17 protein-coding genes and 3 pseudogenes are annotated in these 19,089 nt (G+C 72.6%); 10 read left to right on the top strand and 10 right to left on the bottom strand.

Annotation, left to right across the window (positions count from 1 at the left end):
* Window positions 1-42: 42 nt before the first annotated feature.
* Window positions 43-840 carry a VOC family protein gene (locus OG974_RS31285; RefSeq protein ID WP_331735470.1) on the top strand — a complete coding sequence of 266 codons (798 nt, stop codon included), beginning with the start codon at window positions 43-45 and terminating at the stop codon, window positions 838-840.
* Between the two features lie 97 nt (window positions 841-937).
* Here OG974_RS31285 and OG974_RS31280 read toward each other — a convergent pair.
* From OG974_RS31280 to OG974_RS31265, 4 genes and pseudogenes are all read right to left on the bottom strand, one after another.
* A pseudogene (locus OG974_RS31280) lies at window positions 938-1,502 on the bottom strand (response regulator).
* Window positions 1,503-1,633: 131 nt separating this feature from the next.
* Window positions 1,634-1,819, bottom strand: a complete 186-nt coding sequence (locus OG974_RS31275; RefSeq protein ID WP_331735151.1) for a hypothetical protein — start codon at window positions 1,817-1,819, stop codon at window positions 1,634-1,636.
* On the bottom strand, window positions 1,816-2,319 hold the full coding sequence (locus tag OG974_RS31270; protein WP_371647129.1) for a sensor histidine kinase: 504 nt from the start codon (window positions 2,317-2,319) through the stop codon (window positions 1,816-1,818). The genes OG974_RS31275 and OG974_RS31270 overlap by 4 nt, the downstream gene beginning before the upstream one ends.
* 116 nt (window positions 2,320-2,435) lie before the next feature.
* Window positions 2,436-3,401: a DJ-1/PfpI family protein gene (locus OG974_RS31265; protein WP_327286257.1), complete on the bottom strand. Its 966-nt coding sequence runs from the start codon at window positions 3,399-3,401 to the stop codon at window positions 2,436-2,438.
* 70 nt (window positions 3,402-3,471) lie between these two features.
* Here OG974_RS31265 and OG974_RS31260 point away from each other — a divergent pair, with 70 nt between their 5' ends.
* Window positions 3,472-4,110: a DJ-1/PfpI family protein gene (locus OG974_RS31260; RefSeq protein WP_327286256.1), complete on the top strand. Its 639-nt coding sequence runs from the start codon at window positions 3,472-3,474 to the stop codon at window positions 4,108-4,110.
* Between the two features lie 29 nt (window positions 4,111-4,139).
* Here the strand turns inward: OG974_RS31260 and rox are convergent, their stop codons facing one another.
* The 3 genes from rox to OG974_RS31245 all read right to left on the bottom strand — a co-directional run bounded on the left by rox (window position 4,140) and on the right by OG974_RS31245 (window position 9,344).
* Window positions 4,140-5,633 carry a rifampin monooxygenase gene (gene rox, locus OG974_RS31255; RefSeq protein WP_331729878.1) on the bottom strand — a complete coding sequence of 498 codons (1,494 nt, stop codon included), beginning with the start codon at window positions 5,631-5,633 and terminating at the stop codon, window positions 4,140-4,142.
* A 216-nt stretch (window positions 5,634-5,849) separates the two neighbouring features.
* Window positions 5,850-6,953 carry an NAD(P)/FAD-dependent oxidoreductase gene (locus OG974_RS31250; protein ID WP_331729875.1) on the bottom strand — a complete coding sequence of 368 codons (1,104 nt, stop codon included), beginning with the start codon at window positions 6,951-6,953 and terminating at the stop codon, window positions 5,850-5,852.
* 174 nt (window positions 6,954-7,127) lie between these two features.
* Window positions 7,128-9,344, bottom strand: coding sequence for an MMPL family transporter (locus OG974_RS31245; RefSeq protein ID WP_331735145.1), 2,217 nt, complete (start codon window positions 9,342-9,344; stop codon window positions 7,128-7,130).
* Window positions 9,345-9,642: 298 nt separating this feature from the next.
* Between OG974_RS31245 and OG974_RS31240 the strand changes: the two genes are divergently transcribed.
* From OG974_RS31240 to hemC, 5 genes are all read left to right on the top strand, one after another.
* The gene (locus OG974_RS31240) at window positions 9,643-10,929 is read left to right on the top strand and encodes a sensor histidine kinase (RefSeq protein ID WP_331735142.1); all 1,287 of its coding nucleotides are present in this window, start codon (window positions 9,643-9,645) and stop codon (window positions 10,927-10,929) included.
* A complete protein-coding gene (locus OG974_RS31235) occupies window positions 10,926-11,648 on the top strand; it encodes a response regulator transcription factor (protein WP_331735139.1) in 723 nt (240 codons plus the stop codon). The genes OG974_RS31240 and OG974_RS31235 overlap by 4 nt, the downstream gene beginning before the upstream one ends.
* A 120-nt stretch (window positions 11,649-11,768) precedes the next feature.
* Entirely contained in the window at window positions 11,769-12,044 is a 276-nt protein-coding gene (locus OG974_RS31230; protein WP_331735136.1) for a hypothetical protein, read from the top strand.
* Complete coding sequence (locus tag OG974_RS31225; RefSeq protein WP_327286249.1) at window positions 12,041-12,304, top strand: hypothetical protein; 264 nt, start codon at window positions 12,041-12,043, stop codon at window positions 12,302-12,304. Before OG974_RS31230 ends, OG974_RS31225 begins: the two co-directional genes overlap by 4 nt.
* A gap of 185 nt (window positions 12,305-12,489) precedes the next feature.
* Window positions 12,490-13,425, top strand: a complete 936-nt coding sequence (gene hemC, locus OG974_RS31220; protein ID WP_327286248.1) for a hydroxymethylbilane synthase — start codon at window positions 12,490-12,492, stop codon at window positions 13,423-13,425.
* A gap of 12 nt (window positions 13,426-13,437) precedes the next feature.
* Here the strand turns inward: hemC and OG974_RS31215 are convergent.
* A pseudogene (locus tag OG974_RS31215) lies at window positions 13,438-14,024 on the bottom strand (GDSL-type esterase/lipase family protein).
* Window positions 14,025-14,240: 216 nt separating this feature from the next.
* Here OG974_RS31215 and OG974_RS31210 point away from each other — a divergent pair.
* Window positions 14,241-15,384: pseudogene (locus OG974_RS31210) on the top strand (serine hydrolase domain-containing protein).
* Between the two features lie 28 nt (window positions 15,385-15,412).
* Complete coding sequence (locus OG974_RS31205) at window positions 15,413-16,210, top strand: MerR family transcriptional regulator (RefSeq protein ID WP_329317114.1); 798 nt, start codon at window positions 15,413-15,415, stop codon at window positions 16,208-16,210.
* Between the two features lie 76 nt (window positions 16,211-16,286).
* Here the strand turns inward: OG974_RS31205 and OG974_RS31200 are convergent, their stop codons facing one another.
* Window positions 16,287-17,153: an AraC family transcriptional regulator gene (locus OG974_RS31200; RefSeq protein ID WP_327286245.1), complete on the bottom strand. Its 867-nt coding sequence runs from the start codon at window positions 17,151-17,153 to the stop codon at window positions 16,287-16,289.
* Window positions 17,154-17,271: 118 nt separating this feature from the next.
* Window positions 17,272-18,006, bottom strand: a complete 735-nt coding sequence (locus OG974_RS31195) for an MFS transporter (RefSeq protein WP_327286244.1) — start codon at window positions 18,004-18,006, stop codon at window positions 17,272-17,274.
* Between the two features lie 92 nt (window positions 18,007-18,098).
* Between OG974_RS31195 and OG974_RS31190 the strand changes: the two genes are divergently transcribed.
* The gene (locus tag OG974_RS31190; RefSeq protein WP_331735468.1) at window positions 18,099-19,070 is read left to right on the top strand and encodes an RNA polymerase subunit sigma-70; all 972 of its coding nucleotides are present in this window, start codon (window positions 18,099-18,101) and stop codon (window positions 19,068-19,070) included.
* The last annotated feature ends 19 nt before the right edge of the window (window positions 19,071-19,089 follow it).

Here is a 19,089-nt window from a genome sequence, read left to right as displayed (position 1 = left end):
GTCCGACCCCTTCCCCGCCACGCGGAGGCTTCCGTGCCCGACATGAACGGCCCCTACAAGCCCGGCACCCCCTGCTGGATCGACCTGATGGTCCCCGACCAGCAGGCCGCCCTCGACTTCTACTGCGACCTCTTCGGCTGGCAGGGCGAGGTCGGTCCGCCGGAGACCGGCGGGTACTCGGTCTGCACCCTCAAGGGCAAGCCGGTCGCCGGGATCATGAAGGCGTCCAACCCGGACGGCACCGTGCCCGATCCGCTGCCGCCGACCGTCTGGACGACGTACCTGGCCACCGACTCCATCGACGCCACCCTCAAGTCGGTCACCGACGCGGGCGGCAGCGTCATGATGGGCCCGATGGACGTGATGGACCTCGGGCGGATGGCCGTCATCACCGACCCGACCGGCGCGGTCGTCGGCCTCTGGCAGGCCGGGAGCTTCGACGGCGCGGGCATCGTCAACGAGCACGGCGCCCTGATCTGGAACGAGTTGAGCACCGGTGACACCGACGCCGCGGCCACGTTCTACGCCGCCGTCCTCCCGATCACGACCGCCCCGACGCAGATGCCGGGTGCCGAGGGGTACATCGAGTTCAAGGTGGGGGGCCGCGCGGTCGGCGGGATGATGGACCTCTCGGCACTGCCGGCCGGGGTTCCACCGCACTGGCTGCCGTACTTCCACGTCGACGACGTGGACAGCATCCAGGCCGCGGCGGTACGGGCCGGGGGCAACGTCATGGCCCCGGCCTTCGACATGGCGGCGGGCCGGATGGCCGTCCTGTCGGACCCCCAGGGCGGCACCTTCTCGGTGATCAAGGCCTCGGCACCGGAGCAGCCCGCGTAGGTTCCGTCCCTTCGGTGGAGTGCGGCCCGGTGGGCGATGGCGAGTCCGTCGCGCCGTGGGCCCGAGCCGCGCCCCTCCACGAGGCGGTCGGTACACCTCAGATGAGGCCGTTGTCCCTGGCGTAGAGGGCGGCCTGGGTGCGGTCGCGCAGTCCCAGCCGGGCTCAGGACGCGGGAGATGTGGTTCTTGACGGTGCCCTCGCTGAGGTAGAGCCGGGCTCCCGATCCCCTTGCTCGTGGCGCCCGCCGAGATGAGGCGCAGGACCTCCGTCTCCCGGAGCGTGAGCAGCTCGGGGGTCGGGAGCCCGGCCGCCAGGTCGGCGATGACCGTCTGGTCGAACTGGGCCACCCCGGCGTGGGCGAGACGTACGGCCCGCGCAAGCTCGGCGGCGGGCAGGTTCTTGAGGAGGTAGCCCACCGCGCCGGCCTTCGGCGCCCTGGTGACTTACTCGTCGTCGTCGAACGTCGTCAGCATCACGACCTTGCATGCGGGCAGGCTGCGGCGGAGCAGTGCGGTGGCGGCCACGCCGTCCATCCCGGGCATCCGGACGTCCATCAGCACCACGTCGGGTGGGCAGGCCGGGCCCTTTCGGCCGCCCCGGCGCCGTCGCGCGCACTGCCCGCGACCTCGATGCCCGGCTGGATGCCGAGGAGCGCGGTGATGCCCTCCCGTACGAGGCCCTGGTCGTCGACGACGAAGACCCGTACGTCCGGGCCTGCGTCCGCACCCGTGTCCGCGCCCCTGTTCGCGCCGGTGCCCGTGCTCCCGTGCTCCTCCACGGGTCCCTTACCGGTCACCAGGGGACCCCGACCGTGAGGACCGTGCCGCGCGCCGAGCTGTCGATGGCCACGGTTCCCCTGGCGAGGCGGACCCGTTCGCGCAGTCCCGCCAGTCCGAACCCCTCGTCGGCCGCAGCGAACCCGGTCCCGTTGTCGACCACTTGGAGGCGGGCTCCGTGCTCGTCGTAGGTGACGGTCACCCCGATCTCGGTGGCGCCGGAGTGCCGGCAGGCATCTTGAGGGTGATGCGGCGGCTCCCGCCGTCCAGGTGGTGGACGAGGTCGGCGAGTGCCCGGGAGAGGCCGAACGGTTCGGACTCCGACCCGGGACCCAGGGTGCGCACGGAGGCCCGTGCCTCGGCCAGGGCGCGGTTCGCCGACCAGCGGGCGTGCGACACCGCCTGCGCCGAAGCCTGCGGATCGAGCGAGGCGAACGCCTCGGCCTTCTCCAGCTGGATCCCGATCGCGGTCAGGTGGTGGCCGAGGCTGTCGTGGATCTCGCGGGCCAGCCGGTTGCGTTCGCGGGCCGCGGACAGCTCGGCGACCTGGGCGAGCGTGCCCTCCGGCCGAGCGAGGGCCTGCTGCTCGCGTACGGCCACCGCGGCCATCGCGAGGGCCAGGACGATCCCCAGGGCGAACATCAGCAGGTCCGAGATGTACTCGGCGCGCACCCACACCGACGGGCTGGTGGCGATCGGCAAGGAGGCGTACGAGCCGATGCTGCCGTCGTTCGTCGCCGCCTTCGCCGAACTGGAGACCTGGGCGCCCCGCCCGGACACCCGCCCGTAGGTCCGGTCACCCCCATCCGCGGAGGGCGTCAGCCCGGCGCCCGGCGGAACTGGCTGCGGTGGGTCGAGGGGCTGACGCCCATCGTCTTGCGGAAATGGTGGCGGAAGCCGGCAACCGTCAGGCCCACCCGGGCGGCGACCACGTCGATCGGATGGTCCGCGGATTCCAGCAGCACGGTGCCCGCCCGGATCCGCTGGTCGGTGAGCCAGCGTCCGGGTGGCAGACCGGTCGTGTCGACGAAGCGGCGTTCGAACTGGCGTACCGACAGGTGCGCGACGCCGGCCAGCTCGCCAACGGCGAGACGCCGGTGCAGGTTGTCCAGCGCATGGCTCATGGCGCTGCCGATCGGGTCGTCCGCAGGGGCCTCGCCCACCACCGGATGCTCCGCGAACTGGGCCTGGCCGCCCTCGCGGTGCGCCGCCACCACCATGCGGCGCGCCAGGCGGGCGGCGACGGCGGAGCCGTGGTCCTTGCGGACGAGGTGCAGGCAGGCGTCGATGCCCGCGGCGGTGCCGGCCGCCGTGACGACGGGGCCGTCGTCGATGTAGAGCACGGAGGCGTTGACCGTGATCTGCGGATGGCGTGCCTGGAGCAGCGCGGCGTGCCGCCAGTGCGTGGTCGCTTCCCTGCCGTCCAGCAGGCCGGCGGCGGCCAGGGCGAACGCCCCGCTGCAGATCGACACCACCCGCGCTCCTCTCGCGTACGAGGCGCGCAGGGCGTCCAGGACGGCGGGCGAGACGTCACGGCGCACGTCCGGCACCCCCGGGACGATGACGGTGTCGGCGAACCGGAGCCGGTCCAGGCCGTGGTGCACCACGATGTCGAAGCCGCCCACGACCCGGTGCGGTCCGGGTGTCTCGGCGCACAGCTCGAACCGGTACCAGCCTTCCACGTCCAGCTCGGGCCGCGGGACCGCGAAGACCTCGGCGACGGTGGCGAGCTCGAACGGCGCCATTCCGTCGAAGGCGAGGCAGGCGACCCGGTGGTGACGCATGGCGGGATCCTAGCGGTGGGCGCCGTTTGCGACACTGTCCCGGGCGCCCGTCCGCGCGGAGGCTGGTGCCATGAAACGTGACACCACTGCCCCGCTGACCTTCGGCGTGCTCCTCTTCGACGAGGTCGAAGTCCTCGACGTGGGAGGCCCCTTCGAGGTCTTCAGCACGGCCGGCCGACTGGCCCGTACCGCCGCCGACGAGCCGCTGCTGCGCGTCCTGACGGTGGCGGCGGACGCCCGGCCGGTCCGCGCCCGTGGCGGCCTGCGGGTCGTGCCGGACCACACCCTCGACGAGGACCCGCCCTTCGACGTCCTGGTGATCCCGGGCGGCGTCACCACGGCGGTCGAGAAGGACGCGGACGTCATCGACTGGCTGGCCCGGCGCCACGCGAGCTCCGCGCTGACCTTCAGCATCTGCACCGGCGCGTTCCTGCTGGCCGCCACCGGCGCCCTGCACGGCCGTCCGGCCACGACCCACTGGGAGGACCAGGACGAACTGGCCGAGCGATGGCCGGACGTCCGGGTACGCGGCGACGTGCGGTGGGTCGACGACGGTGACATCGTCACCTCCGCAGGGATCAGCGCGGGCATCGACGCCAGCCTCCACATCGTGGGCCGCCTCCACGGTGTAGGACTCGCCCGCCGCACCGCCCGCCAAATGGAATACGACTGGATCCCCGGAGGCACCGCCGGACACGGCGTGCGGTGAGGCGGTCGCGGGGTCAGGTCGTCGCGGGGTCAGGTCGTCGCGGGGCCGAACCAGCGGGCGAGGTGGGTGAGGAGGTCCTGCCGGTCCTCGCCGACCCAGATCACGTGGCCGTCCGGGCGCAGCAGTACCGCGGGCGCGTCCAATTCCTCGCTGACGTCGACGACGTGGTCGACCCGGTCCGCCCAGCCCGCCACCGAGAGGCGGCCGGTCTGGTCGAGGAGCAGGCCACGGCCGTCGTGGGTCAGGTCGTAGAGGCGGCCCCGTTTCAGCTGTACGTCCCGCAGCCGCCGGCCGAGCAGGTCGTGGCCCTCGCCGAAGTCGTAGCGGACCGAGATCGCGGTGATCTTCTCGATCAGGTACCGGTTCACCTCCTCGAACTCCACCAGCTCCGCCATCAGCCGCCGCACTGCCCGGGCACCCGGCTCGGTCGACATCAGCTGGATCTGCGCGCGGGTGTTGTCCAGGACGTCGGCCGCCACCGGGTGCCGTTCGGCGTGGTAGCTGTCCAACAGCCCCTCGGGGGCCCAGCCGGCGACCTCCGCGGCCAGTTTCCAGCCGAGGTTGAACGCGTCCTGGACGCCCAGGTTGAGTCCCTGGCCGCCGGTCGGCGGGTGGATGTGCGCCGCGTCGCCGGCCAGCAGCACCCGGCCGACCCGGTAGCGCTCGGCCAGCCGCGTCGCGTCGCCGAAGCGGGAGAGCCAGCGCGGCGAGTGCGCGCCGAAGTCGGTGCCGCCGTACGCCCGCAGCTGCTGCTTGAACTCCTCCAGGGTCGGCGCGGCTGCGCGGTCCTCGGCCACCCCCTCGGCGGGCACGACGACCCGGTACTCCCCGTCCTCCATGGGCATGGCGCCGAACCTCAACTGGGTCTTGCGCACTTCGGCCATCACGGCGGCAAGCGTCTGCGGCTCCACGTCCAGCTTCATCACGCCCAGCAGCGTCTCGACCCGGGACGGCTCGCCGGGGAAGGCGACGCCGAGCAGCTTGCGCACCGTACTGCGGCCGCCGTCGCAGCCGACGAGGTAGCGCGAACGCAGCCGTGTGCCGTCGGCCAGCTCGACGTGGACCCCGTGTTCGTCCTGGGCCAGCCCGACCACCTCGCAGCCGCGCCGGATCTCGGCGCCGACCTCGGTGGCGCGCTCGGTCAGCAGGCGCTCGGTGGTGGTCTGCGGGATGTGCAGGACGTACGAGTGCGCCGTGTCCATCTGCTCCGGCCAGGACTTGGCGAGACCGGCGAAGAAGCCGCCGACCATGTACTGCTTGCCGAGCGGGAGGAACCGCTCCAGCAGGCCGCGCTGGGCCATGACCTCGATGCTGCGGGCGTGCAGGCCCTGGGCGCGGGACTGCTGGGTCGGCTCCGTCTCCCTCTCCAGTACGAGCACCCGCACGCCGTGCAGCCGCAGCTCGCAGGCCAGCATCAGACCGGTCGGCCCACCGCCGGCCACGATCACGTCTGCGTCCACGTCCACGTCCCCGTGCGCGTCCACGGCCTCGCTTGCGTCTGCGATCCCGTTCACGTCCGTCATGAAAACCCCCATTGAGCGTGTTGCCTCTCGGCCGGCCGCCGTGCGCAGGCCGGCCCGTACGCCGTCGAACGCGTACATACTTCTCGAATCACCGGTTTCCGGCAGTTTCTGGTTCCGGTCGGAGATTGTGCAGCACGCAGGGGGCCTTGCCGCAAGGCCCCCTGTGCGCTATATGTTGAGAGTGGCAAGGAGTGAGTGATGACCTCCTTGCCTTTGTCATGTGTGGTCGGCTGCGTCGTCGCCGGACTGGTTGCCGTGGAGCTCGGCGCCTTCGAACGTCACGACCTCTGTGCTGCGGGGGAACATGGCCTGCTCGTACTCGGTGAGCGCGGCCTCGATGTCGTCGGGGTGCGCGGCGAGGGCCTTGCCGAGTTCGGCGCCGTCGAGCAGGGCCAGGTTGGCGCCTTCGCCGTTCGGGGCCGTGAGGTGGGCGGCGTCGCCGAGCAGGGTCACGCCCGGCACCCGGTCCCACCGGTGCCCGGTCGGCAGGGCGTAGTAGGGGCGCAGGACCGGCGCGGTGTCGCCGTCGGTGATCAGCGACGTGAGCTCCGGCGCCCAACCGGCGAACTCCTGCGCGATCCGCGCGGTGGCCGCGGCGGCATCGGTGAAATCTATGGCGTCGAACCAGTCCTGCGGCTCGGTCAGGCCGATGTAGGCGTGCAGGGTACCGCCGCTCTCGCGGTGCGCGAAGATCTCCCTGCCCTGCTCCGGCACGATCATCGACCCGCCGCCGACCGCCTTCGCGGAGGCGGGGTGCCGGGTGTCCGCCTCGAACAGGTGGGTCTCGACGACCGACGTGCCGACGTACTCGGGTGTGGCGGTGGAGAGCAGCGGCCGGACCCGTGACCACGCGCCGTCGGCGCCGACCAGCAGGCTCGTGACGATGGTGCCGCCGCCGGCGAACGCCACCTCGTGGCGGCCCCCGCCGAGGGCGCGGACGCCGCTCACCTTGTGGTCCCACCGGACGGTGCCGGCCGGCAGCGAGTCGAGCAGGACCTGTCGCAGCTCCCCGCGCTGCACCTCGGGGCGTCCACCCGTGCCGTCGTCGGCCTTGTCCCACAGGACCGTCCCGTCCCGGTCGAGCACCCGCATGGCCTGTCGGCCCTCCAGGACGATGTCGTGGAACTCGTCCATCAGGCCGGCCTCGCGGAGGGCGAGCTGCCCGTTGTAGTCGTGGATGTCGAGCATCCCGCCCTGCGTGCGCGCCGTCGGGGAGGGATCGGCCTCGTAGACCGTGGCCGGGATTTTGTGCACGTGCAGGACGCGGGCCAGCACGAGTCCGCCGAGTCCTGCACCGATGATCGTGACCGGGGTGTGCATGGTGGCTCCTCGGGATCGGGGCCGCCCGGTTGGCTCCGGCCGGCCGTTCCCCGGAAAGGTGCCGGACCCCGCCGACAAGGCGGCGACAAGGCGGCGACGATCCGCCGACATCGGACCGGAAGCCCCCGATACCCGACCGACACGGCGGATCGTCCCGGTCGCCCGGGAAAGCGGCTAGTACGCCTTGACCCGGGCGGGTTCCGGATCCCCGGCGGGTTCCGTCGTACGGGGCCGGAGATGGGTTCCGGGCGTGGGGCGGGGGCGGACCGGCCACCAGAGGGTCCTGCCGAGGAGTGCGGCGAGGGCGGGGACCAGGACCAGCGACAGGACGAGCGCCGAGAGCAGGATGCCGAGCGTCATGGCGAAGGCGACCTGTTCGGTGCCGGGGGTCGTGGCGAGGGTGGCGAACGAGCCCGCCAGGATCAGGCCCGCCGTCGCGATAGCCGGTGCCGTGTGACGTAGCGCGCGGGCCACGGCGGCTCGGGCCGGCCCCGGGCGGCGCATCTCCTCGCGGATCCGGTCGGTGATCAGGATGTTGTAGTCGGTGCCCAGGGCCACGACGAACAGGAACAGCACCAGCGGGAGGGTGAAGCTGACGCCCGGCCTGCCGAGGGTGTGTTGGAAGAGGAGGGTGGCGGCGCCGAGGGTGGCGGCGAAGCCGAGTCCGACGGAGAGCAGCAGGGCCATCGGTGCGAGCAGGCTGCGCAGGAGCAGCAGGAGGATCAGCGCGATGAGCACGGCCGCGACCGGGAACACGATGGTCAGGTCGTGGTCGACAGCGGCCGAGATGTCGGCGAACACCGCGGCCGTTCCGCCCACGTGTGCTGCCGTACCGGCGGGCGCGTGCGCGGCGACCGCGGCCCGGATCGGTCCGGAGGCCAGGTCGCGGGCCTCCTGGCTCTGCGGGTCCGCGGTCGGGTAGACGTCGATGCGGGCGGCGCGGTGGTCTTCGTTCAGGACGGTCGGTGCGACCTGCCCCACGCCCTCGACCTCGGCGAGCGCGCGGGAGAGGCCACCCAGCCGGTCGGCGGTGAGGGTGCCCGCGTCCTCGGCGGCGACGAAGACGCTCGTCGGGTCCGACACACCGGCCGGCAGCGCCCGGGAGATCTCGGCCGCGGTGGCCGCCGCCGGGGTCCGGGCACCGGAGTCACCCTGCCCGTAGTCCATGCGGATGCCGACCGTCCCGGCGGCCAGTGCGCCGAGGAGGGCGACGGAAGCGGCCAGCATCATCAGGGGTCGTCGCGTTACCAGCGCGCCGAAGCGGGCGGCCAGACCCTCGGGCGGCTCGCGGCGCAGCGCCCGGGAGGGCCAGAACATCTTTCGCCCGGCGGCCGCGAGCAGCGCGGGCATCAGGGTGAGACTGCCGAGCAGCATCACCAGTACGGCGACGGCGATCGCGGGGCCCAGCGAGCGGAACTGGCCGAAGGTCGCCACGCCCAGCGTCGCGAACGCGGCCACGATGGTCAGGGCCGCCGAGGTGATCGCGGTGCCCACCCGGCCGGCGACCTGCCCGGCCGCCTCGCGGGCGGACTGCTCGGGCCGGGCCCGCAGTTGCTCGCGGAAGCGGAACAGCAGGAACAGCAGGTAGTCGATGCCGATGCCGAGCAGGACCGGGTTGATCAGTCCGGGCGTGCCCGCGTCGAGCTTCAGGCCGGTGAGCATCGCGGCGCCCGCGACGGCCCCACCCGCCACGCCGATGATCATGGCGGCGGCGAGCAGCGGCAGCAGGGCGGCCAGCACGCTGCGGAACACCAGTACGTTGAGCAGGACGATCAGCAAGGTGATGAGGGCGCCCCCGACCTTCGTGGCGGTCGCGTGGGAGTCGGCGGTGTCGACGGTGTCGGCCAGCCCCCCGGTGAACCCGGTACGCATCCCCGCCTCGGCGAACTGCGTCCGGGCGGAGTCCCGGAAGGCCCGGTAGACGCCCTGGACGCCCTCGTCCGCGGGATTGCCGAGCAGCTCGACGGAGAGCAGTTGGAAACTCCGGTCGGGCGCGGTCATCGCCGGGGCGATGCGGGGCGTCTGGGAGCGGTCGGGGACCAGGAACTGCGGCTTGTCGTCCTGCCGGGGCATGACCACCCGGCGCTGGGCCAGCTTCGCCGCCCGGGCCTCGATCTGCTGCTGGTCCGCGGCGTCGAGGGGTTTGCCGTCGGCCCGGGCGACCAGCACCGTCACCGTCGTGGCGTCGGGATCGACCCCGAACTGCTCCTCGGCGATGTGCAGCGCGGCGGCCGAGTCGTAGCTGCGGGGCAGGAAGTCCCCGGTCTGGTTCTGGGTGACGCGGGCGAGCAGGGTGGGGGCCAGGGCGCTCAGGGCGAGGCCCAGCACCGCCCAGAGGGTGATGACCTTCCAGGGGTGTCTGGTGGAGTATCCGGTCAGGGCGCGGATCACGATGTGTCCTCCGGCGGACGGCTTGGGTGCGGGATGCGGGTTGCGGGATGCGGGTTGCGGGTTGCGGGTTGCATGCGGGTGTTTGCCGGGGGCTCCCGGCCGGTGTCCAGACCATCAGTGCGGGGTACGGTCGGGCGTCGGGGCAGCGGATGATCCGGGCGGGGGGCCTGGGTCCCGGGCCGGCGCCCCGACCAGGACCCTGGTCCTGGTCCTGGCTGCGGTCCTGGTCGTGCGGCTGCTGTGAAACCCTGTCCCGGAGGCCGTTGGCAGGCCGGACGCAGGGGGACAGGGAACAGACATGCCCAGGAGCCGAGACCGCGGGCCCGGCGAGGCCGCGAAGCCCCGGGAAGACCGGGAGCGGGAGCGGGAGCGGGAGCGGGAGCGGGAGCTGTCGTACACCGACGTCGGCAGCGACACCGCCGAGCCGCCGTGGACCCGTAACGACGCGCTCGTCACCGGCGGGGCCTGCACCATGAACCTGCTCAGCTACGTGTTCTTCAACGATCCCAGCGGGCAGCACGCCGTGAACGTGGCCGGGTTCCTGCTCGTCGCGCTGGCGGCCCTGCCGCTGCTCGCCCGGCGCAGCCACCCCGTCTCGGCGCTCGCCGCCGTACTGGCGCTGGACGCGACGGCCGCCCTGACCGTGCCGCTGTCCACCCACTTCGGCGCCGTACTGATCGTCGCCCTGTACTCGGTCGCCCGGGCCCGCCCAGGCCGGGTCACCGCCGTCGCGGCCGTCGCCACCGTCGCGCTGACGCTGCTGAGCCAGAGCCACGGCCGGATCCCGCCCTGGCAGGACGTCGTGTCCGCGCCCGCCTCCACCCTGATCGTCGTCGGCACCGCCCTGGCGGTCAACCGCTGGCAGCGGGAGGTGGAGGCCAACCGGCGACTCCTCGCCGACCGCGCCGTGGCCGATGAACGCCGCCGCATCGCACGGGAGTTGCACGACATCGTGGCGCACCACATCACCACCATGCAGCTGATGGCCGGCGGCGCCCGCGCCAACATCGGCGATCCGGAAGTGGTCCGGGACGCCCTGATCACCCTGGAGTCGTCCGGGCGGCTGGCACTGCGCGAGATGCGCCAGCTGCTCGACGTACTGCGGGCCGGCGACGAACCGGAGGCCGAGCTTTCGCAGCCGCAGCCCGGCGCTGACGACCTCGACCGTCTGGTCGCCGAGTCGCGGCTCTCCGGACTGCCCACCGAGTTCAGCGTCCACGGGGAGCCGCGCCCGCTGCCGCCGACCGTCGGCCTCACGGTGTTCCGGATCGCCCAGGAGGCCCTGACCAACGCCCGCAAGTACGCGGGGCCCGCGCGGACGTCCGTACGGCTGACGTACCGGCAGGACCGGATCACCGTGGAGGTGCGGGACGACGGCGCGGGCGCGGCGCTCCAGGAGGCGGCTCCCCCGGCAGGATCGGGCGGATACGGCCTGCTCGGCATGCGCGAGCGCGTCGCCCTGCACGGCGGCACCCTCACCGCGGGCCCGCAGGCCGACGGCGGCTTCGCGGTGGTCGCCGACCTGCCGCTCAGTACGGAGGAGACGGCCGAGGCGGCCGTCCAGCACGAGGGGGCCCACCGATGACCGAGCCGACGCTACCGCCGACGCCGACGCCGACGCCGACGAGGATCAGGGTCCTGATCGCGGACGACCAGCCGCTGGTCCGGCGCGGACTGTCGTTGATCCTCTCCCCCGACCCGGCCTTCGAGGTGATCGGCGAGGCCGAGAACGGCGCGCAGGCCGTCAACCTCGCCCGCCAGCTGCGCCCCGACGTCGTGGTGATGGACATCCGGATGCCCGTCCTCGACGGGGTCGGCGCGACCGCGGAGCTCGCCGCCACCCTTCCCGGCTGCCGGGTCCTGGCCCTCAGTACGTTCGACCTGGACGAGTACGTCGTGGGCGCCCTGCGCGCCGGAGCTTCCGGGTTCCTGCCCAAGGACAGCTCCCCGGAGGACCTGGGCGCGGCGATCCGCACGGTCCACGCCGGCGAGGCCGCCGTCGCGCCGCGCCTGCTCACGCGGCTGATCTCCACGTACGTACGGGCCCCGCACGCTCCGCGGCCGACCCCGACCGGGACGGGCGAACTCACGCCCCGCGAGGTCGAGGTGTGGCGCCTGATGGCCACCGGGCTGGACAACACCGGGATCTCCCGCGCCCTGGACCTCAGCCTGTCCACGGTCAAGAACCACATCACCAGCGTCTTCGGCAAGCTCGCCGTCCGCGACCGCGCCCAGGCGGTCATCGCGGCGTACGAATCGGGCCTGGTCACAGCGGGCGGGGGCGGGACGAGGGACGAAGGCTGAGCCCCGTGCTCGTGCCGTCGAAGGTTGCGCGGCGCTCCTACGGGTGGGGGCACGGCATTCGGCCTTCGATGGCGCGTGCTCCACTCGCACCATAAATCGAACACGTGCTTGAATTAGGGAATGCAGTACTCCTCTTTCCGCTCGTCCCACCCCTCCCCGTCCGCCCCCTCCTTCCCCGACGACCTGGTCGGGCTCCAGGCCGATTGGCTCCGCACCTACCGGGAACTGGCTCGGCAGCCCGCGTCGGCCCGTACCACCGGGCTCCGCCGCCGGCTGATCGACCTCTCGCGTGCGATCACCGCCCATCCGTACTGGTCGCGCCCGGTCCGTACGGCGGGCGGCCCGGCCGAGCTCCGCCGCGCGGCGAAGGCCCGATCCTGGGCGAGGGCGGCATGACGAGCGCCTGCCCCGGCAACGACCAGGGCCGCATACCGACCCCGGCTCCCCGCCTGGTGGTCCACCCCCCGGACCACCGCGGCTGGCGCCGGGTGCGGTACGACGGGCAGAGCCTGGGCACGGCGTACCGGATCAGCGACATAGCCGTCTTCCTCGCCGCCACGGGAATGGAGTGCGCGGAGGACTTCGACCTCACGGACCCCACCCACGTCGACTGGCGCGGCGGCGGCCCCGACTGCTGGGCACCGCCGGCGCCGTAGCGGGCCCGGCGGGCTCGGTCCCGGACCCGGGCCCGGGCTCGACCACCTGCTCGGACCGGGCCCCGTCCGCATCGCCGCCGGCTCCCTCGCACACACGCCCGACAACCCCAACCGGCTTACTCCCAAGCTTGGTTGGGCATGCGGCTTGCGCGGGGCGCCGAGGTCCGACGGCCTATCGTGGCCCCATGACCCGACCCGACGAAATCCGCATCGTCTCCCGTTCCTCACCCATGGCCCTGGCCCAGGTGGAGCGGGTACGGAGCGAGCTGGCCCAGCACCACCCCGGCATCCGTACGACCGTCGTGCCCGTCACGACCTCCGGCGACCGGTGGCAAGGCGCCCTCTCCGCCCTCGGCGGGAAGGGCGCCTTCACCAAGGAGGTCGACGCCGCGCTCCTCGCCGGGGAAGCCGACGTCGCGGTGCACTGCGTCAAGGACATCCCCGGCGACCGGCCCCTCCCCGAAGGAACCGTCTTCGCCGCCCACCTCAAACGCGATGACGTGCGCGACGCGGTGGTCCAGCCGGACGGCCTCACCCTCGACGAGCTCCCGGCCGGCTCGCGGATCGGCACCTCCTCCGTGCGCCGCGTCGCCCAGCTCGCGCAGTCCCACCCGCACCTGGACTGCATCCCCATGCGCGGCAACGCCAACAACCGCCTGGCCAAGCTCGACGCCGGGGAAGCCGACGCCCTGCTCCTGGCCGTGTCGGGCCTGGAACGCATCGGCCGCGCCGACCGGATCACCCAGATCCTGAGCGTGGAACAGATGTTCCCGCCCATCGGCGCCGGGGTCCTCGCCCTCCAGGTCCGCAAGGACGACCGGGCCGTCATCGATACGCTGGCCCCGCTCGGCGACCTCGACGCCTGGAGGGAGACCACCGCCGAGCGCATGCTGCTGCACGTCCTGCAAGGCCACTGCAACAGCCCGATCGCCGGATACGCCCGTGCCACCGCCGACGGCCGCCTCTCCCTGTGGGGCCGGGTGTTCAGCCCCGACGGCAAGCAGGTGGTCGACGCCCACGAATGGGCGGGCCCCCTGGACCCGGCGACCCTCGGCATGTCCGTCGGCGTCGCCTTGCTGCGCCAAGGCGCCCGGGACATCATCGACTCCATCCCGCACTGACCCGATGAACGGTCACGCGACCAGGCGCAGCCAGGCCGACGCGAGTGCGGCGTGGCCGGCCGGCGTCGGGTGCACGCCGTCCGCGGCCCGGTGTTCCGGTCCCGTCGCCGCGGCGAGTTCGGCGAACATGGCGTCCGCGGCGAGCAGGTGCGCGCCGTATGCACGGGCGAGTGCGCGTACGACCTGGATCTTCGGGTCCAGATCGGCGCGCCACGCCTTTCGGACCTCGTCGTCGACGTGCGTGTCGCGTGCCGTGACGATGCCGCTGATCGGCAGGAGGAAGGGCTCGATGAGGACCAGCTCCGTTCCCGCTGCGGCCAGCGGCGCGAGCAGGCGGCTGTCACCCGCCGCGAAGTCCTCGGCGGGGATCACGTGGCCGTCCGGGTCGACGGTGTGCCAGCCCATGTCGTTGACGCCGACGAGGATCGACACCACGTCCGGGTGTGCGTCGAGCACGTCCGCCTGCCATCGGGCTTCCAGGTCGCTCACCTTGTGGCCCCCGATCCCGGTGTTCAGCCAGGTCACGGGCCGGTCCGGATGCCGTAGACCGAATCGCCGGTGAACATCACGGTGCTGCCCGGCCGGAGGGTGATCGTCATGTGCGCTCCTCGGATGTGGTGGGGGAAGAGGGGGTTACGGGGGCGGCTGCGCCGGGGGCCGCCGGTGCGGGGGCGCCGGGCAGGAACAGTCCCTGCCCTTCGACCACGGGCCGGCGGTGTGACCCGGAACACCGTTGAGGTTGACCTCGGGTCGGGGTGGAGGCTCGTCCAGCGGCCCGGCTCCGGATCGGGCCCAGCGGATGTCAAGGGAGCGACATGTCCATCACCCTTTCCGACCAGGGGCAGGATCGACCGGAGCTGCAGAAGGCGATCGAGGAGATCGTCGAGTCCGGATTCCTCGGGGTGCAGCTGCGGGTGAACGACGAGCGGGGCGGAGTGGGTCGGCAGCGCCGGGGCACGCGAACTGGGCCGCAGCGGCGAGCCGCCGACCGACGGGCACTTCCGCATCGGCAGCAGCACGAAGAACTTCATCGCGACCTCGGCGCTCATGCTGGTGGCCGAGGGCAGGATCGGACTGGACGCCCCGGCCGACGACTACCTGCCCGCATTCGGACTGGACCGGCGGATCACCGTGCGGATGCTGCTGCAACACACCAGCGGGATCTTCAACCACACCGGCGAGCTCTACGAGGACGGCACGTTCGTGCCGGGGATCCCCATGCCCTACGGCGTCACGGGCACGGAGTGGGTCGACAACCGGTTCACGACGCACCGGCCGCAGGAACTGGTACGGCTGGCGCTGTCCAAGCCGGCCCGGTTCGAACCGGGAGCGGACTGGAGCTACTCCAACACGAACTACGTCCTGGCCCGGCTGGTGATCGAGAAGGTCACCGGCCGTTCGTTCGCCGAGGAGCTGCGGCGGCTGGTCCTGGGGCCGCTGGGGATGACCGGCACCGTCGCGCCGGACAGCTCGCCGGAGATCCCCGAGCCGTACAGCCGCAGTTACTACCGCCGCTACCGCCACGGGGACGCCGGGCAGGAGGAGACGGTCGACATCAGCCGTCAAAACCCCTCCTGGGTTTCGGCCGGTGGAGACATGATCTCGACCACTCGGGATCTGCACACGTACTTCTCCGCACTGATGGGCGGCAAGCTCCTGCCGGCCGGGCTGCTGGCCGAGATGCGCACGCCGGAGCCGAAGGCCGGCTACGGCCTGGGAGTGTTCGCCCAGGCCGCGGGGCCGTACGGCGGTACGGTCTTCCACCACAACGGCGCCCAGGGGGGCTCGGCGGCGCTGATGTACGGCACGCCCGACGGCAAGAAGACCCTGACCGCCGGGCTGAACTGTGTGGATGACGCAGACCTGTCCATCGCAGCGGCGTTCCAGTACGCCTGCCAAAGGCTCGTCGACGAGGTGTTCGGCGGCGGGCGGGCGGATCCGGCCCGGCCGACGGACTGAGCCCGACACGAGGCAGGCTGAGCAGATGATGAACGCAGCGATGAGCGGAGTCACGATCGGGCAGGCGGCGGCCTTCGTCGGCGTCACGGTGAAGACGGTGCGGCACTACCACAAGCTCGGCGTGGTCGAGGAGCCTCGACGCGACGGCTCCGGCTACCGGCGGTACGGATCAGCCGACCTGCTGCGGCTGGTGCAGGTCCGGACGCTGGCCGGCGCAGGGGTGCCGCTGGCCGAGATCGGGCCCCTGCTCGACGCCGACGCCGACGCCGAGCACTTCGCCGCCGTCCTCGCCGACGTCGAGCGGCAGCTCACCGAACGGATCGCGGACCTGATCACGCGCCGCGACACGTTGCACCGGCTCGCCGACGGCGACCGGGCCCTGCTGCCCGACCGCGCGGTGGCACTGCTGGAACGGATGTCCGCCCTCGGTTTCGGCCCCGACTACGTGGCCGCGCAGCGCGAGGCCCTGGTGCTGGCCTCGGCGATGGTGCCGCAGGGCTTCGACGACTTCCTGACCCAGCTCGAACACCGTCTCGACGACCCCGAGTACGTCGACCTGACCCAACGCGGCCGGGAGGCCGAGTCCTGGGAACCGGACGACCCGAGGATCGACGAACTCGCGACCGCCATGGCCGACCACTGTCTCGCCCACCCCGAGCTGCTGGGCGATCCCGCCAACCTGCGGGCCTGGACCAAGGCTTCCGCGCAGTACAGGCTGATCAACAACCACCGCGGGGACCGGGCACCGGTCGCAGCCCGGCTGACCGCGCTCACCGAGACCAAACTCCGCTCGGCGGGCGTACCCATCCCCCTCCCCCGCCAATGACGGGACGACGGGACGGACGAGACGACGTGATGACGGGATCCCCACGGCACAGTGGCCCCGAGTCCTGCCGAGGTGTTCAGCCCTGCTCGGGCTCCACCGGGAGCCACAGTTCGGCGTCGACCCCGGTCTCGTCCGGCGACGGGCGGATCCGCAGGATCTCGGGGCCGGGTCGGCTGCGGTACGGGTTCGACGGGAACCACTGCGTGAACACGTCCCGCCACAGCTCCTGGATGGCCTGCGGCGCCGGCCCGGAGGTGGTGAACACCGCCCAGGTGCCGGCCGGGACGCCCAGCGCGGTCGTGCCCTCGGGCGCGGCCATGGAGGTGATCACACCGTGGTAGTAGTCGAGTTCGGTGCCCTCGGCGCGGCTGGGGTCCAGGTCGTCGCAGACCGCGACGATGCCGTGCGGCTCCTGGTCCGACAGTTCCTCCAGGCGCTCCAGGCTCTGGGGGGCGATCCCGCGGACGAAGTCCACGATCGCTCGGTTCGGTCCCGCGTGTACCAGCGGTACCCGGGCCTTGAGCCCGACCACGGCGAAGTCCGCCTTGTCCACGACGCGATAACGCATGTCGCTACTCCCTTCGATGGTGAGACGGAAGGCCATCCGGGATTGGGAGCTGAGCTCGGCGCCGGTACGGCGGGCCTCGCCCGGTCCGATGCCGTGCATGGCGCGGAACGCCCGCGCGAACGCCTCGCCGGAGCCGTAGCCGTGGCGCACCGCGATGTCCAGCAGCGTTTCGCGCCCGGCGAGCACTTCGGCGCCCGCGAGGGTGAGCCGGCGGCGCCGGACGTACTCCGACAGCGGTATGCCCGCGAGCGTGGAGAACATCCGGCGCAGGTGGTACTCCGAGGTGGCTGCGATCCGTGCCAGTTCCTCCACGTCGATGGCCTGGTCGAGATGGCGCTCGATGTGCTCCATGGCCTGGTTCAGCCGCTCCAGCATGCCCGGTTCCTTCCTCTTGACGCTCACCACGCTAGACAGCGACCACCATGCCGGACCCGACATCTCGTGCCCGCTCCGGTCGGGTGAGCGCGTCCGGGCAGGAGGTGGGGTGTGCTCCTCACGCACCGCTGGGCCGGCCCGGTCCGTCCGTGCGGGTTTTGCGCGGCAGCACGGTGACGGCGAGCAGCAGTGCGGCCGCCAAGAAGCAGCTCGCCACCACGAAGGCCGCAGGGGCGGCGGTCGCGGTGACGATGCCGGCCGCGTCTGCCGCGTCGCTGTTGGCGGCCAGTACGAAGGCGCCTGCCGTGGCCAGTCCGACGGCGCCGCCCAGCTGGCGGAGCGTCTGCCGCAGGACCGAGGCGTCGGGCCTCTCGTCCTCGGGGACCGCACGCATCAGTTCGGCGCTCAGGGCGGGGATCGGCATGCCCATCCCGATGCCCGCGAGGATCATCCCGGGAACCTGCCACACGTACGCGCGCGGCTCCAGGGCGACCGTCCACGCCGTCACGCCGAGCGTGGCGGTCGCCAGGCCGAGCACCACGGGTACCCGGATGGACCCGGAACGGTCCAGCAGGTAGCCGGAGGTGAAGGTTCCCGCCGTCAGGGCCGTGACCAGTGGGAGCAGGGAGGTGCCGGTGGCCAGGAGCGGCAGGTTCATTGCCTGGCGCAGGAGCACGACGCCGTGGAGGACGAAGGTGGTCAGCCCCAGCTCGCGCGCCATCGAGTCGAGGGCGACCGCGACGACGGTCTGGTCCAGCATGACCATCCCCCCGGCGCACCCCATGGCGGCGACGACGAAGTGCTTGCGGGGCGCGGGGGTGCCTTCGGGGGAAGGGCGGTGCGGACGCGACACCCACCTCCAACGAGTGAACCGCCCGAACGGCATCGCCGCGCCGTCATGATGGTCTCGTGGAACCCGTGGAAGCCGTGGACGCCGTGGAACCCGTGGACTTCGAGGCTCACCGGCGTGAGCTGACGACGTACTGCTACCGGATGCTGGGCTCGTTCCACGAGGCCGAGGACCTGGTGCAGGAAACGATGCTGCGCGCGTGGGAGGCCCGCGACCGGTACGACCGTAGGCGCGCGTCCGTACGGACCTGGCTGTACCGGATCGCGACCAACGTGTGTCTGACCGCATTGGAAGGCCGTGCGCGGCGGCCGTTGCCGTCCGGGTTGGGTGCGCCGAGCGACGATCCCGGGGCTCCGCTCACGCCCGCGCTCGACATCCCCTGGCTGCAGCCCTTCCCCGACGCCCGGTTCGACACGGGGGTGCGGGCCGACATGCGGCTCGCGCTGGTGGCGGCGATGCAGGTTCTGCCGCCGCGGCAGCGGGCCGTGCTCGTCCTGCGCGAGGTACTGGAGTTCAGTGCCGCCGAGGTCGCCGCGCAGCTCGGGAGCACGGTCCCGGCCGTCAACAGCGCTCTGCAGCGGGCCCGCGCGGCCCTCGCGGACGTGGGCGACTCGGGGGAGGTCACCGAGCCCGATGACCCCGAGGCACGCACCGTGATCGACCGGTACGTGCGTGCGTTCGAGGCCGCCGACGTCCCCGGGCTCGTGCGGCTCCTCACCGATGACGCGGTGCTGGAGATGCCGCCGGTGCCGCTGTGGTACCGGGGCAGCCGCGACTACGGCCTGTTCATGCGCCGCGTGTTCGAGATGCGCGGGGCCGGGTGGGGCGTGCGGCGCCTCACCGCCAACGGGCAGCCCGCGCTCGCCGCGTACGCGCCGGAAGGCGACGGCGTCGAGAGCCGGGCGGGTGGCGGGGGCGGGGGCGGTCACCGGCTGCACACGCTCCAAGTCTTCACGGTCACCGGCGGCCGGATCGCCCACAACGTCGTGTTCGCCGATCCCCGCGTGTTCGAGGCGTTCGGCCTGCCCCGGCAGATTTCTTCGGACGAGTTCCGCCGGGTGCGATGAGTCGTGCCGGTGCCGCCGG

The organism is Streptomyces sp. NBC_00597 (assembly GCF_041431095.1).
GTDB lineage: Bacteria > Actinomycetota > Actinomycetes > Streptomycetales > Streptomycetaceae > Streptomyces.
This window is presented reverse-complemented; position numbering and strand designations above follow the sequence as displayed.

Coding starts and splice junctions, on each gene's coding strand:
- OG974_RS31235 (WP_331735139.1), top strand. CDS start 10,926: ATGACCGAGCCGACGCTACCGCCGACGCCGACGCCGACGCCGACGAGG.
- OG974_RS31260 (WP_327286256.1), top strand. CDS start 3,472: ATGAAACGTGACACCACTGCCCCGCTGACCTTCGGCGTGCTCCTCTTC.
- OG974_RS31240 (WP_331735142.1), top strand. CDS start 9,643: ATGCCCAGGAGCCGAGACCGCGGGCCCGGCGAGGCCGCGAAGCCCCGG.
- OG974_RS31265 (WP_327286257.1), bottom strand. CDS start 3,401: ATGCGTCACCACCGGGTCGCCTGCCTCGCCTTCGACGGAATGGCGCCG.
- rox (WP_331729878.1), bottom strand. CDS start 5,633: ATGACGGACGTGAACGGGATCGCAGACGCAAGCGAGGCCGTGGACGCG.
- OG974_RS31225 (WP_327286249.1), top strand. CDS start 12,041: ATGACGAGCGCCTGCCCCGGCAACGACCAGGGCCGCATACCGACCCCG.
- OG974_RS31285 (WP_331735470.1), top strand. CDS start 43: ATGAACGGCCCCTACAAGCCCGGCACCCCCTGCTGGATCGACCTGATG.
- OG974_RS31230 (WP_331735136.1), top strand. CDS start 11,769: ATGCAGTACTCCTCTTTCCGCTCGTCCCACCCCTCCCCGTCCGCCCCC.
- hemC (WP_327286248.1), top strand. CDS start 12,490: ATGACCCGACCCGACGAAATCCGCATCGTCTCCCGTTCCTCACCCATG.
- OG974_RS31205 (WP_329317114.1), top strand. CDS start 15,413: ATGAACGCAGCGATGAGCGGAGTCACGATCGGGCAGGCGGCGGCCTTC.
- OG974_RS31200 (WP_327286245.1), bottom strand. CDS start 17,153: ATGCTGGAGCGGCTGAACCAGGCCATGGAGCACATCGAGCGCCATCTC.
- OG974_RS31250 (WP_331729875.1), bottom strand. CDS start 6,953: ATGCACACCCCGGTCACGATCATCGGTGCAGGACTCGGCGGACTCGTG.